Raw genomic sequence first — 14,006 nt, forward strand, 5'->3', positions numbered from 1 at the left:
GCTCTTCCATGGCCGAAGACCTTTTCGCTTCCTCATCCAAGACAACCACCGATTACGATGCCTCCTCGATCGAGGTGCTGGAGGGGCTCGAGCCCGTCCGGCGGCGCCCCGGCATGTATATCGGCGGAACCGACGAGCGCGCGCTGCACCACCTCGCCGCCGAGGTGCTCGACAATGCCATGGACGAAGCCGTCGCAGGGCACGCCACGCGGATCGAGGTCACGCTCGAACCAGGCAACCGGCTGACCATCGTCGATAACGGCCGCGGCATCCCGGTCGATCCGCACCCGAAGTTCCCGGGCAAGTCGGCCTTGGAGGTGATCCTCTCCACGCTTCATTCGGGCGGCAAGTTCGACGGCAAGGCCTATGCGACCTCGGGCGGTCTGCACGGCGTCGGCGTCAGCGTGGTCAATGCGCTGTCTTCCGACACGACGATCGAGGTCGCGCGCAACAAGGAGCTGTTCCGCCAGCGCTTCTCGCGCGGCATCACCCTCGGCCCGCTCGAATCGCTTGGCGGCACCCCCAACCGGCGCGGCACCTCAGTCAGCTTCGTGCCCGACGAGGAGATCTTCGGCCCGGAGATGCACTTCAAGCCGGCGCGGCTCTACAAGCTCGCCAGGTCCAAGGCCTATCTCTTCGCCGGCGTCGAGATCCGCTGGAAATGCGCGCCGGAGCTGATCACCGACGACACCCCGCCCGAGGCCGTGTTCCAGTTCCCGGGCGGCCTGGCCGACCATCTGCGCGAGCAGATCAACGGGCGCGAATGCGCAACGGCGGATTTCTTCGCCGGCACCCAGGAATTCGCCGAATCGAAGGGTCGGGTCGAATGGGCGGTCGCCTGGCCGCTGTGGAGCGACGGCAGCTATAGCTGGTATTGCAACACCATCCCGACGCCCGATGGCGGTACGCACGAAGCTGGCCTTCGCGCCGCGCTGGTCAAGGGTATTCGCGGCTTCGGCGATCTCGTCGGCCAGAAAAAGGCCAAGGAGATCGCGGCGGAAGATCTCATGACCGGCAGCGAGCTGATGCTATCGGTCTTCATCCGCGAGCCGCAGTTTCAGAGCCAGACCAAGGATCGCCTCACCTCGCCCGAAGCCGCCGTGCTGGTCGAGAAGGCCGTGCGCGACCATTTCGACCATTTCCTCAGCAACAACATGGAGCGCGGCAAGGCGCTGCTCGGTTATGTGCTGGAGCGGATGGACGAGCGCCTGCGCCGCAAGCAGGAGCGCGAGGTCAAGCGCAAGACGGCGACCTCCGCGCGCAAGCTGCGCCTGCCCGGCAAGCTCACCGATTGCTCGGCTGACGATCCCAAGGGCACCGAGATCTTCATCGTCGAGGGCGATTCGGCCGGCGGCTCGGCCAAGCAGGCCCGCGACCGCAAGACTCAGGCGATCCTGCCGATCCGCGGCAAGATCCTCAATGTCGCCTCCGCTACTTCCGCCAAGATCCTGGCCAACCAGGAAATCGCCGACCTGATCCAGGCGCTGGGTTGCGGCACCCGCAAGGACTGCCTGCCCGACAATCTGCGCTACGAGCGGATCGTCATCATGACGGACGCCGACGTCGACGGCGCCCATATCGCGACCCTGCTGATGACCTTCTTCTTCCAGGAGATGCCGGAACTCGTCCGGCGCGGGCATCTCTACCTCGCCCAGCCGCCGCTCTACCGGCTCACCGCGGGGACAAAGAGCCTTTACGCGATGGACGACGCGCACCGCACGAAGATCGAGGCGAACGAGTTCAAGGGCAAGAAGGTCGATGTCGCACGCTTCAAGGGCCTTGGCGAGATGAACCCGATGCAGCTACGCGAGACCACGATGGACCCGAAGACCCGCGGCATGCTGCGCATCACCCTGCCCCAGGAATATGAGGAGCGCGCAGTGGTGAAGGATCTGGTCGATCGGCTGATGGGCAACAACCCGGCGCACCGTTTCGCCTTCATCCAGGAAAACGCCGCGCGGATGGACGAGGCCGCGATCGACGCCTGATCAGGGTTTGATACCGACGATAAGAAAGATCCGAATCGATTCCCCAGGGGGGATCCGATTCAAGCGCGACCTTAGCAATCCGCCGGTGTGGTTGAATCGACGGCCTGGTCCTACGGGCGCATGCGCTGCTGATGGTAGCGCGCGCGCAGCACGATCGCGGCCAGCATATTGAGCACCCCGAGCGACACAGCGGCCATCGGGATCACGGTCGGCATCTGCGGCAGCCAGTTGCGCTGCATCACCGCAAGCACCACGCCGAGCAGGGCAAAGGCGATGCCGGTATAGCGCAACGGCTTGGCGACACCGCGCAGCTCTCGGCGATAGGCGGCCAGCTGCGCTGAATCGCGGAGATCGGGCGGAGTTGTCATTGTTTCCATTCCTTGGCCAGCAGGCCCCAGATCAGGCTGTCGCGCACGCCGATATGAGTCTCCCATTCGCCGCGCAGCCGCCCTTCGAGGGTGAAGCCGAGCCGGGTGAGCAGGCCGTTCGACGGGGCATTGTCCGGATCGGTGTCGGCGAACAGGCGGCGCTGGCCGGTGGCGAAGAGATGGCCGATCACACCCGACACCGCTTCGTACGCGATGCCGCTGCCCCAGGCGGCGCGTTCGAGCATATAGCCGATCTCGCTGACGGCGCCCTGGCGCTTTTCGCCGACCGCGACATAGCCGATCGCGCGGTCATCCCCCTGGCGGGTGATCGCCCAGGCACGCCAGCCCGATGCGCCTCCGTCGGCCACGAAACTCTCCCGCACTTCATCGACCGAGCCGAATGGCGCGCGTGACCACCAGGTCATCAGCGCCTCGTCCGACAGCGTCGGAAAGAGCGCCTCGGCGTCATCCGGCCTGCGCTCGCGCAGACGCAGGCGCGCGGTGAGGATATCGGGCAGCGCCGCCACATCAGCGCATTGGACGACGGGTGGCATGATCAGCCCCCCAGCGCCTCGACCAGCGCCTTCACCTTCTTCTGGCGCCATTGCGGCAGCGGTGCGACGAGCCAATAGCCTAGCGCCGACGGGCGGGCGTCGCCGATCTTCACGACGCGGCCCGATGCGAGATCAGCGGCAGCCAGCATCTCGGGCACGGTCGCGCGCCCCAGACCCTGCGCGGCGGCGTCGATCGCCAGGCCGGCGTCGCCGACGCGGACCAGCGAGACGTCGGGATCGTTGAGGCAGCCCGGCCAGGAAATGCGCGTGTCGATGCCGCCGCCGGGCCGCTCGACCGTGACCATGCCGTCGGATTCGAGCGCCTCGCCCTCATGCTCGCCCGGGCCGTCGCCCCAGCGGATCGCGAGATCGAGATTGGCCTCGGTAAAGTCGACGGTCTCGTCAGCGGACACCAGGACGAAGCGCAGCTCGCCGTCGTTGCGGGCAATCTGGGCGAGGCGCGGCATCAGCCATTTCTCGGTCAGGTCGCGCGGCGCAGCGATGGTCAGCGACTTGGAGGTCTGGCCCGCCTGCATCGCGCGGACCGCCTCCTCGAACTGCAGGAAGCCGTGGCGGAGCGCGGCCAGGCCGGCCTCACCCTCGGGCGTGAGCTCGAGCCCCTTGGTGGTGCGGCGGAACAGGACGACGCCGAGCGTATCCTCGAGCGCGCGGATCTGCTGGCCGACCGCGGCGGGCGTGACCGCGAGTTCGTCGGCGGCGCGGGTGAAGGACAGGTGGCGCGCTGCGGCGTCGAGCACGCGCAGCCCGTTAAGCGGAAGATGGGTGCGCTTCATTGCGCCCCTCCCGTTAGGCGCACTACCCTTCTCCCCCTGTGGGAGAAGGTGGCGCGAAGCGCCGGATGAGGGGGATTGAGGTTCGGTACACTAACGAGTGTCCCCCTCACCCTTCCCACGCCTTCGGCGCGGGCCCCTTCCCTCTCCCACAGGGGGAGAGGGGGATTGGACAGTCCCGTCCTCATACGCCGACCGCCGGTGCGAACAGCGCGAATTTGGGGATGTCGACGTCGAAGGCGGAGCCGTCTTCGCCGAGCATGTGGTACGTGCCTTCCATGCTGCCCGTCGGCGTTGCGAGCGGGCAGCCCGAGACGTAATCGAAGCTGCTGCCGGGCGCGATCATTGGCTGTTCGCCGACCACGCCTTCGCCTTCGACGCTGTGGCGCGAACCGCGGCCGTCCGTGATGATCCAGTGACGGGTGAGCAGTTGCACCGCCATCGGCCCGACATTCTCCAGCCGGACATGATAGGCCCAGAACCAGCGGCCGCGCGACGGCTCGGACTGTTCGGGGAGGTAGCTGACCGAAACGCGCACGATCACGCCGCGCGTCTCGGCGACATTGGGGAAGAGCGCCTTCACAACCCCACCGCCCGCAGCGCGCCATCGAGATCCTCAATCACGTCCGCCGGATCCTCAAGGCCGACATTGAGGCGCAGCATCCCTTCGGTCACCCCCATCTCAAGTCTCTTGTCCTCGGCGACCCCGGAATGAGTGGTCGAAGCCGGGTGAGTCATCAGCGAGCGGGAATCGCCGATATTGTTGGAGATGTCGACCAGAGTCAGCGCGTCGAGCAGGCCATGCGCCTGTTGGCGCCCTTCCACTTCGAACGCGAAGATCGGGCCGCACGCGTCCATCTGCGCCATGGCAAGATTGTGCTGCGGATGGCTCGGCAGGCCGGGGTGGAGGATGCGCGGCACGCGGGCTTCGAGGAAAGTCCCGACCTTCAGGGCATTCTCGCTCTGCCGGCGGATGCGCAGATCGAGCGTCTCCATACCCTTCAGCACCACCCAGGCGTTGAACGCGCTCAAGGTGGGGCCGGTGTTGCGCGTGAAGGGCAGCAGTGTGTTGTTGATGAAATCCTCGGTCCCGCACACCGCGCCGGCCAGTACGCGGCCCTGCCCGTCCATCATCTTGGTCGCCGAATAGGCGGTTACGTCAGCGCCGAACTCCATCGGCCGCTGCAACGCCGGCGTGGCGAAGGCATTGTCGACGACGCTGAGGATTCCGTTCGCGCGGGCGATGTCGCACACCGCCTGCAGATCGACGACGTCCATCGTGGGATTGGCGGGCGTCTCGAAGAAGAACAGCTTCGTCTCGGGCCGGATCGCGTCAGCGAATTGCTGCGGATCGCGGGCGTCGACGATCGACACGCCGATGCCGAATCGCGGCAGCAGCGTATCGGTCAGCCAGCGGCACGATCCGAACGCGGCGCGGCCAGCGACGATATGGTCGCCGGTCTGGAGCTGGCAGAGCAATACCGCCGTCATCGCCGCCATGCCGGTCGCCATCGAGCGGCATGCCTCGGCTCCTTCGAGCAGAGCGATACGCTCCTCGAGCATCTGCACCGTCGGGTTTTGCAGGCGCGAATAGGTCATGCCGACCTGCTCGCCCGCGAAGCGCGCGGCGGCATCGCCGGCACAATCATAGGCATAGCCCGAGGTGAGGAAGAGCGCTTCCGACGTCTCGCCCCATTCCGAGCGCGCGGTGCCGCCGCGCACGGCCTGGGTTGCGGGGCGCCAGTGGCTGGTGATCGAGCGGTCTTGTCCGGTACGGCGTTTCATGCGGTTCGCTTTGCCGGGAGCGGTTGCCCTGCGTCAATGCCTAGGGCGGACTTCACTTGAATGCGCGGGGCCGAAATGGGAAGGGACAGGCGATGACCGCCGAGTCGCAGCCCCGCCCGTACCGCGCCGCCGCGATCATCGGCCTGCTCGCGCAGACTCTGTTCACCGTCCGCGTCGCCACCCCGCACAAGCTGGTGTTCGACGAAACGCATTATGTGCCCGCCACCCGCGTGCTGATGGCGCTGAGCGGCCCGGTGAACATCGAGCACCCGCTGCTCGGCAAGGAGCTGATCGCGCTCGGCATCATAATCTTCGGCGACAACAGCCTGGGCTGGCGGATCATGTCGACCTTCGCGGCGACCGCGGTGGTGCTGGGCATCTTCGCGATCCTGTGGATGTTGTTCCGCCGCGTGCGCACCGCAACCTTCGGGGCACTGTTCGTGCTGTTCAACATCACCGTCTTCATCCAGGCGCGCATCGCGATGCTCGACGGATTCATGGCGGCGTTCGTCGTGACGGGCATCGCGGCCCTGCTCTGGGCGATGCGCGCGCCGCCCGGACAGGTCTGGCCGCGCTGGCTGCTCGGCAGCGCCTTGCTCGGCCTCGCGGTCGCCGCGAAATGGGCGGCCGCCCCCTATGTCGCCTATGCGGCGGTCGCGCTGATCGCGATCCGGCTGCGCGACGGCCGCGCGCGGAAGAGATCGGTCTATGCCGCGCTCAACCCGGGCGACCAGACCTATTGGCCGGGGCTGCCGGTGGTCCCGGCGCTGATCGCACTCGGCGTGGTCAGCATCGGGGTCTATTGCCTGACCTTTCTGCCCGCCTTCCACTATGCGCAATTCCCGCTGACGCTGGACAGCTTCATCCAGTTCCAGCGGCGGATGTACGAATCGCAGACTCAGGTGCTGCCGCCGCACACCTATCAATCGAGCTGGCCGACCTGGCCGCTGATGATCCGGCCGATCTGGTATCTGTTCGAGAACGTCGACGGCGCCGTGCGCGGCATCCTGCTGATCGGCAACCCGGCGGTGCTGTGGGGCGGGCTGATCGCGGTGGCGGCGTGCCTCTATGGCTGGATGCGGGACGGATCGCCGCGCCTGCTGGCCGTCGCGGCACTGTGGATCGCCTCCTATGCGGTGTGGATCGTCATCCCGAAATCGATCGGCTTCTTCTATTATTACTACCTGCCGAGCATCTTCCTGGCGCTGCCGCTGGCGGCCGCGTTCGACCGGTTCGGCCGGGGCCGCTTCGCGCATTGGGACGAGGGCTATCTGGTCCTGGTATTTTGCCTGTTCGTCTATTTCTACCCGATCATCGCGGCCATGCCGCTGAGTGATCCGCAGCATTTCAGGTACTGGATGTGGTTCTCGACATGGCCATGAGGCAGGTGACATAGTAATCGCACTCGACCCGCGTCGAGATTCGCCAAGTATTCGGGCATTTTTGCGAGGGCACGTCGACCCCGAATTTTCCGGAATCCGGGCGGGTGTGGTGCGAGATTTTCCAGTCATCTTCTTGCGTACTGGAGATATTCCAACAGATACAGCTTCACCGCTGAAACCGGAACTGGTAAAATCCAACGCCGTTACCTGACGATTTATGAGAATCGGTCGATTTCGTCTTCCGATTACTTCAGAATGTTCTGTAGTCCGGTTCATCACACCCTCGCTGGGTCAGAGCATTTTCGAGCTGGATGAATCCGCTTTCTCCGTTCGCCCTGAGCTTGTCGAAGGGCTGTTCTTTTTTCTTCCGAGGAAGAGAAGATCAGGGCTTCGACAAACTCAGCCCGAACGGAGAGAGGTTATTCTACCTCGCCGAGCCCTGCCTCAGCCGCACCATAGGGCGCAGGATCGAACGTTAGAATCGATCGGTCACCGCGCGTGGATGGCCCACCCCCCTTAATAGCGCCCCCAGGTGAAGCGCGACGACAGCGCGTAGTTCCACACCGCGCCGACCATGATCCCGACCAGCGCCGAGAACGCCCAGGTATCGGATTGCGCGTCGTACAGGAACGCGGCCACGCCGACATTGGCGATCGCGCCGACGCCGCAGACGACGCAGAAGGACACCCAACCCTCGAACAGCTGCCGCGCGCCCCGGAGGCGGCTGTCGCGGTAGGTAAGCGCGTTGTTGAGGAAGAAGTTGAAGGTCATGGCGACGAAGGTCGCGACGATCGTCGAGAAGACGAAGCCGAAATCGAGTTCCTTGAACAGCGGACCCAGCACGAGGAAATGCACGCCGGCGCCGAGCGCGCCGATCGCGGCGAACATCGCGAAGCGCACCGGCACGATCCGGCCGAACATTCGATCGTAGATCGCGATGAGATATTCCATCGCGACGACGTGATCGAGCTTGCTCTCGCCCTCGATGCGCACGCGGAAGGTATAGGGCAGTTCGATGAACTTGAGCGGCCGGGGATTGGCGGTCATGAGATCCAGCAGGATCTTGAAGCCGATCGCCGACAGATGCGGCACGGCATCGCGCACGATCTGGGTGCGGATCATGAAGAAGCCGCTCATCGGATCGTTGAGATCGGCCTTGAGCACCTGGCGCGAGAGCCGCGTGGCGAAGGCGGACTTGGCAACCCGGTCATGATCCCAGTCGCCGGTGCCGCCGCCGTCGACGAAACGCGAGCCGACGACGAGATCGAGCTGCTCGTCCTGGCGGAGCGCTTCGAGCATCGTCGGCAGGATCGTCTCGTCATGCTGCATGTCGCCGTCGATCACCGCGACGATCGGCGCCGCCGTGGCGCACATGCCCTCGATACAGGCAGAGGACAGGCCGCGGCGGCCGATGCGCTGGATCACCCGCACGCGGCGATCGATGCGGGCGATCTGGCGCGCCACCCCGGCGGTGCCATCCGGGCTGTTGTCGTCGACGAAGATCGCCTCCCACACCTGCCCCTGGAGCGCGGCGTCGAGCCTGGCGATGAGCAGCGGGACATTGCCCGCCTCGTTGAACGTCGGAATGACGATCGCCAGATCGAGCAGCCGCTCAGTCACGCAAGCGCCGCCAGCACCGCATCAGCCATGGCGCGAGTCGACAGCGTGCCGCCGAGATCGGCCGTCCGCGCACCGTTCGCCAGCGCCGTCGCGACCGCGGCGTCGATCCGGTCGGCCGCATCGGCCCGATCGAGCGAGTGGCGCAGCATCAGCGCCGCCGACAGGATCGCGGCGGCCGGGTTGGCCTTGCCCTGTCCGGCGATATCGGGCGCGCTGCCGTGGATCGGCTCGTACAGGCCCTTGCCGGCCGAATCGAGCGCGGCCGAGGGCAGCAGGCCGATCGAGCCGACGCACATGCTGGCCAGATCGGACAGGATGTCGCCGAACAGATTGCCCGTCACGATCACGTCGAACTGGCCGGGATCGCGCACCAGCTGCATTGCCGCATTGTCCACCAACATGTGCGTCAGTGTGACATCAGGATATTGCGAGGACGTTTCGATCACGACATCCCGCCACAATTGCGAGGTTTCGAGCACATTGGCCTTGTCGATCGAGCAGAGCTTGCCGCCGCGGCGCTGCGCGGCCTGGAAGCCGGCATGGGCGATGCGCGAGACCTCGGCCTCGTCATAGCTCATCATGTCATAGCCTTCGCGCAGGCCGGCGGCGGTGGTGCGCATGCCCTTTTCGCCGAAATAGACGTCGCCATTGAGCTCGCGGATGATCAGCAGGTCGATCGTCCGGGCGACCTCGGGACGCAGCGAGGAAGCGTCCTCCAGGCCCGGGAAGAGCTTGGCCGGGCGGAGATTGGCGAAGAGGGTGAGTTCCTTGCGCAGGCCAAGGATCGCCTGTTCGGGGCGCAGGCCGCGATCGAGATTGTCGCAGCGCGGATCGCCGACCGAGCCGAACAGGATCGCGTCGGCCCGCCTGGCGAGATCGAGCGTCTCGGCCGGGAGCGGATGGCCGGTGGCGTGATAGGCAGCCCCGCCGACCAGCCCTTCCTCGAACACCAGGCCGAGATCGAGCGCTTCGAGCACGCGGCGTGCCTCAGCGGTGACTTCGGGGCCGATGCCGTCTCCGGGCAGGATCGCGATCAGGGCCATTCAAACGTCCTCCAACATGTCGTCCCGGTCGGGCGCGCCGACCCGCGGGCAAATCGTGCGAGCCATTGCCGGTCAGCGGCGGATCACGCAACCGCCCTTTTCAGCCGGTCGATCAGGCGCGCGCGGGCGGCGAGGGTTTCGGCGCGGCGATCGGTGAGGATATCGGCCTCCAGAGCTTCACCGGTGAGGCGCAGCGCCGCGAGGATATCGGCCCAGTCGGCCTCCCCGCCGGTGCGCAGGATCTCGGGCAGGCGATCGGGCTCGATGCCGTAGCCGAGCTCGGCGAGCAGCAGTAGCTCGTAGCGGGCGAGCGCGAGCGCCCAGCCGCGGGCGGCGGGCGCTGCCTCGATCGCGCCGATCACGCCGGTGAGCGCAGCGTGCAGCCGCGGATAGGGCTGCCCCTCCGGCAGCGCGGTCGCGGTGAGCGCGGTCACCCATTCGAGCGCGGCGGCCGGGAGCGGCTCGGCGAACAGCGGCGCGCGGCTGTGGATCAGCTCCACCGTCAGCCCGGCGAGCTGGTCCTCGGTCCGGGCACGCCATTCGCCGAGGACGAGATTGGCCGGCTGCAGGATCGGCCGGATACGCCGCGACCGGCCGCCGCGGACATAGCCGGCCTGCAGGCCGTGCTCCGCGGTCAGCGCGCGCACGATCGCCCCATGCTCGCCATGCTGACGGATCGCGAGGACCAGGGCTTCGGCGCGAAGGTGCATCGGATCATCTGTGGCTCATGGCGTGATGCCGTATTTGGCGTAGGTCCGGTCGATCTCGGGCGTCATCATGCGCGCGGCGGCGAGATCGCCCTCGCTGGCCTTGGCATCGCCCATCCGCTTGCGGACCACGCCGCGCATATACATGCTGGCGGGCAGCCCGGGATCGAGATCGAGCGCGGCGTTGAGATCGGCCAGCGCATCATCGAACCGGTTCATCCGGAAATAGACCATCGCCCGGCTGTCGAGGATCGACTGGGGCGAATCGCTCAGCTCGATCGCCTTGGTGCAATCCTTGAGCGCGGTATCGAGCATCGTGTTGAGCGTGCCCTTCAGCCAGCAGCGGCTGTTGAGCAGCATCGGGCTGCCCGGGGTCGCGGCAATGGCGGCGTCGATCGTCGCGATCGCCCCGTCCTTGTCGCCGGTGTCGCTCAGGATCTCGGCCTTGGCCACCATGAAGCCCGGCTTGTCCTTGCCGCCCTCGTCGATTCGCTGGTCGAGCAGCGCCACGGCGCGGTCCTTCTCGCCATTGTCGGCCAGCAGCGAGGCGAGATGGCTGATCGCGACGCCCGAAGCCGGATCGACCTTGCGCGCCGCGGTGACGTCGGCGAGCGCCTTCGCCTTGTCGCCGACCGCTTCGTAGAGCCGCGCGCGCCACAGATAGCTGTCGACGCTGGGATCGATCGCGATCGCGCGGGTCAGGTCCTCGATCGCCTGACCGCGTTCGTAGATGCGCTCCAGGAACCAGGCTCGGTTGCGATAGGGATCGGCCTTGCCGGGCTGATCGGCGATGCCCTGCTTGAACTGCGCCAGCAGCGCATCGAAGCGCTTCGCCTTCTTGCCGGCATCGACGATCTGCCACGGCGCCGCATAGCCGGCCGGGGCGATCACGCGGAGCGGATGCTGCTTCGCCTGATCGAGCCGCTGACGCGTCGCGCCGATATCGGCGACCGCGATCTCCGCCCCGGTCGACTTCATGCGGTCCTCGGTGGTGACCCAGCCATCGGCCAGCGTGGTGGTGCGTTCCACTCTGGTGCCGGCCAGCTCGGCCGACAGCGCCGAATCGCCTTCGAGCGCGAAGCCGGTGCCGCCATCGGGGAGGCGCACGCGGGTGCGAATCACGACATGCTGCGGATTGTCCGTGGCAACGGGAATCTCCCGCCAGGCGGCGCGGCTGCGATCGGGCTCGAAATTGATCTGCGCGACGGTGCGATCGAGCGAGGTGCGATAGCGTTCGTTCTCGCGCGACCAATCGGGATAGGAGACGCCGGCGGCGTTGAGCGTCGCGGTGCCCGCCGCATCGTCGAAACTGAGGCTGCGCGACATGATGACGGGCTCTTCGAGATAGGGCGCGATCAGCTTGCCGGCCATTTCGGTCAGCTGATCCTTGCTTGCCTGGAGCGAGCCGGCGCGGAACAGCTCGGCGAGCTGCCCGCGCACCGTGACCGCGACCTTGAACGGCGCCGGGAAATTCACCCCGGCGGTCTCGTCCAGCTCGACCTCGGCGCGGACCTCGGGCCGGGCGGCGGCGCGCAACGGCACGGGGATCAGCTCGGCACCGGCCGCGCGCACCGGCAGGACGAAGCGGAAGGGCGGCGCATCGTGGATGTCCTCCAGCCGCGCGCCGCCATCGGTGCCGTCGAGCCACAGGCTCTCGCCCGCAACGGTCGCGCGGACGAAGACATGATCGAAGGCGCCCGGCGCCGGCAGGCGATCCTGCAGCAGATCGCCGAGCTGGCTGCTCGCCAGCACCGGCTCCGCCTCGATCCCCAGATCGTGCAGGATGGCGAGCAGCATCAGCGTCTTCGCCTTGCAATCGCCGTAGCGCAGCGTCCAGGTCTGGGTGGGCGACTGCGGCACGTAATTGCCGTGATCCATGCCCTTGAACAGATAGCGGATCTTCGACTGGACCAGCTGCAAAGCGAGCGCGGTGCGCTTCAGCGGATCGGTCTCCGCGGCCTTGATCCGCGCGACTTCGGCCGCAAGCGGGCTGTCCGGCGCGATCAGCCCGTCGGTGGCGTAGAGCGGCGCCATCACCTTCGAGATGGTCGCCCAGCCATCGAAGCTGGTCGCCTCGAGCAGCGGCGGGCGGCGGAACCGCGCCGGGGAATCCGCGGGCATCTCGGCCGGCTTGGGCAGCGGCAGCGCCAGGGTCAGCTCGCGATAGCCGCCGGCAGTGGCCAGCTGGGGCTGAACGCCGCCGGCATTGGCGCGCCAGTGGATATCCAGATCCTGCGGCCAGATCAGCCGGCTGCGCGCGAACTGCACGCGGAACGGCTCGGCGACCAGCGAGGCGAAGGCCTGGACATTGCCCTTGAGCGTCGGATCCTTCTCGGTCACCGAATAGCTCAGGTGCAGCACATCGCCGACGCGCAGGCCCCCTACCGCCATGGTCGCGGTCAGCGTACCGCTGAGCATGCGCTGTTCCAGCTGCTCCTCGCGGCGCAGGACCGAGAAGCGCTCGCCGGTGGCGAGCAGATCGATATGCTCCGTCCCGCGGATGATCTCCGCGCGGTGGATGATCAGATCGCCCTTGTCGGGCGACCAGGGCAATTTGATCGTGCCGAGCGAATCCAGGATCTGAGTGGAGGCGACGCGCGCGGCCGTCTCGACATAGCCGGTGACTTCGCCGTCCTTCAGCCGCTGCTGATTGTCGAGGATGAGGAAGACGGGGGAATCCTCCTTCACCGCGGCCGGATCGATCGGCGGCGCGGGCTTCACCCAATCGGGAGCGGGCGCATAAAGCGGCTTGTCGCCGGCATGAGCGACGCCGCCGCCAGCCAGCAGCACCGCGAAGAAAATCGGCCGATACATGATGATAACCCCCAATCGGCCCGACTCTACCGCAGTGCGCAGGCGCGGCAAGCGGGGGCCGGAAGGATTTTTGGGGCGGAAATGGTGACGAAATGGGGTGGAGCCGAGCGGCGGGCTGGGCGGATTGCCGGGCGAGCGGTGCCGGAATGACACCCTCCCCATTTTTCTTCCTCTGTTATGTTGGATTTTGGCCGGGAAATTAGCGTGTGATTCCAAGGGCAAGACACCCGCTTTCCCTGTTACGCCATAACAGCGGAAAAGCGTGTCGCTATGGGGCAAAATATTCCGCTGCACGCCACGAATTCGCGGCGAAATTGCCGCTGATCGATTCAAATCTTCTGCCGAATCGGGTCTTGAGGGGGCGGGACGGTCCATAGCGAGGGCGTGACATGACGGAACAACGGATTGAATCGAACGGCGTGATCGATGCTGCTTATGCAGTGGAGGCGGAAGATCTGGCGGAGCGGGCCGGCTATACGGTCGGGAAAGGCAAGCCGCCGATCGGCAAGCGCTTCACCAAGGGCACATCGGGCAATCCGCGGGGGCGGCCGAAAGTGCGCGGCGGATCGGGCGCGCCGGGCGATCGCCTGATCGGATCGGACCAGCCGACGCGGCGGATGATCCTGGAGGAAGCCTATCGCACGATCACCGTGCGGGAGGGCGAGGAGGAGATCGAAATGCCCGCGAACCGGGCGGTGTTCCGCGCGATGATGGAGCGCGCGCTGAAGGGCAGCCGGATCGCGCAATGCAAATGGATCGAGATGGTCGAGCAAGCCGAGTCCGAGCAGAAGCGCGACCAGCAATCGCTGTATCATCTGCTCGAATTGCCGCATCGCAAATATGTGCACCGACCGGGCTGGGGCCGGGTGCTGGATATGAAATGGACGGACGAGATCGTCGTCGATGGGGGGATTGGCCGGACGGTCGTGCGGCGGGTGGACAAGGAGTGAGGGG

The 14,006-nt window shown here is 66.6% G+C and carries 12 protein-coding genes; 3 read left to right on the plus strand and 9 right to left on the minus strand.

What is annotated here, in order from left to right:
- Positions 1-8: 8 nt before the first annotated feature.
- Positions 9-1,988 carry a DNA topoisomerase IV subunit B gene (gene parE, locus U1769_RS12545; RefSeq protein ID WP_332716358.1) on the plus strand — a complete coding sequence of 660 codons (1,980 nt, stop codon included), beginning with the start codon at positions 9-11 and terminating at the stop codon, positions 1,986-1,988.
- A gap of 110 nt (positions 1,989-2,098) precedes the next feature.
- Here the strand turns inward: parE and U1769_RS12550 are convergent, their stop codons facing one another.
- From U1769_RS12550 to U1769_RS12570, 5 genes are all read right to left on the minus strand, one after another.
- Positions 2,099-2,356: a hypothetical protein gene (locus U1769_RS12550; RefSeq protein ID WP_332716361.1), complete on the minus strand. Its 258-nt coding sequence runs from the start codon at positions 2,354-2,356 to the stop codon at positions 2,099-2,101.
- Complete coding sequence (locus U1769_RS12555) at positions 2,353-2,910, minus strand: GNAT family N-acetyltransferase (protein WP_332716363.1); 558 nt, start codon at positions 2,908-2,910, stop codon at positions 2,353-2,355. Before U1769_RS12555 ends, U1769_RS12550 begins: the two co-directional genes overlap by 4 nt.
- A 2-nt stretch (positions 2,911-2,912) precedes the next feature.
- Entirely contained in the window at positions 2,913-3,704 is a 792-nt protein-coding gene (locus tag U1769_RS12560; protein ID WP_332716366.1) for a LysR family transcriptional regulator, read from the minus strand.
- 181 nt (positions 3,705-3,885) lie between these two features.
- Positions 3,886-4,284 (minus strand): Co2+/Mg2+ efflux facilitator ApaG/CorD, encoded by a 399-nt coding sequence (gene apaG / locus U1769_RS12565; RefSeq protein WP_332716368.1) that lies wholly within the window; start codon positions 4,282-4,284, stop codon positions 3,886-3,888.
- The gene (locus U1769_RS12570) at positions 4,281-5,486 is read right to left on the minus strand and encodes a trans-sulfuration enzyme family protein (RefSeq protein ID WP_332716370.1); all 1,206 of its coding nucleotides are present in this window, start codon (positions 5,484-5,486) and stop codon (positions 4,281-4,283) included. The genes apaG and U1769_RS12570 overlap by 4 nt, the downstream gene beginning before the upstream one ends.
- Before the next feature lie 92 nt (positions 5,487-5,578).
- Here U1769_RS12570 and U1769_RS12575 point away from each other — a divergent pair, with 92 nt between their 5' ends.
- Positions 5,579-6,868: a phospholipid carrier-dependent glycosyltransferase gene (locus tag U1769_RS12575; RefSeq protein ID WP_332716372.1), complete on the plus strand. Its 1,290-nt coding sequence runs from the start codon at positions 5,579-5,581 to the stop codon at positions 6,866-6,868.
- 516 nt (positions 6,869-7,384) lie between these two features.
- On the opposite strand, the gene U1769_RS12580 is transcribed toward U1769_RS12575, so the two are convergent.
- The 4 genes from U1769_RS12580 to U1769_RS12595 form a co-directional block, all read right to left on the minus strand.
- Positions 7,385-8,488 carry a glycosyltransferase family 2 protein gene (locus tag U1769_RS12580; RefSeq protein ID WP_332716374.1) on the minus strand — a complete coding sequence of 368 codons (1,104 nt, stop codon included), beginning with the start codon at positions 8,486-8,488 and terminating at the stop codon, positions 7,385-7,387.
- A complete protein-coding gene (gene leuB, locus U1769_RS12585; protein WP_332716376.1) occupies positions 8,485-9,531 on the minus strand; it encodes a 3-isopropylmalate dehydrogenase in 1,047 nt (348 codons plus the stop codon). Before leuB ends, U1769_RS12580 begins: the two co-directional genes overlap by 4 nt.
- Positions 9,532-9,614: 83 nt before the next feature.
- On the minus strand, positions 9,615-10,241 hold the full coding sequence (gene recO, locus U1769_RS12590) for a DNA repair protein RecO (protein ID WP_332716378.1): 627 nt from the start codon (positions 10,239-10,241) through the stop codon (positions 9,615-9,617).
- A gap of 15 nt (positions 10,242-10,256) precedes the next feature.
- Positions 10,257-13,052 (minus strand): DUF3857 domain-containing protein, encoded by a 2,796-nt coding sequence (locus U1769_RS12595; RefSeq protein WP_332716380.1) that lies wholly within the window; start codon positions 13,050-13,052, stop codon positions 10,257-10,259.
- Positions 13,053-13,441: 389 nt separating this feature from the next.
- Here U1769_RS12595 and U1769_RS12600 point away from each other — a divergent pair, with 389 nt between their 5' ends.
- Positions 13,442-14,002, plus strand: coding sequence for a DUF5681 domain-containing protein (locus U1769_RS12600; protein WP_332716383.1), 561 nt, complete (start codon positions 13,442-13,444; stop codon positions 14,000-14,002).
- The last annotated feature ends 4 nt before the right edge of the window (positions 14,003-14,006 follow it).

This window comes from Parasphingomonas zepuensis (assembly GCF_036663735.1).
Taxonomy (GTDB): Bacteria; Pseudomonadota; Alphaproteobacteria; order Sphingomonadales; family Sphingomonadaceae; genus Sphingomonas.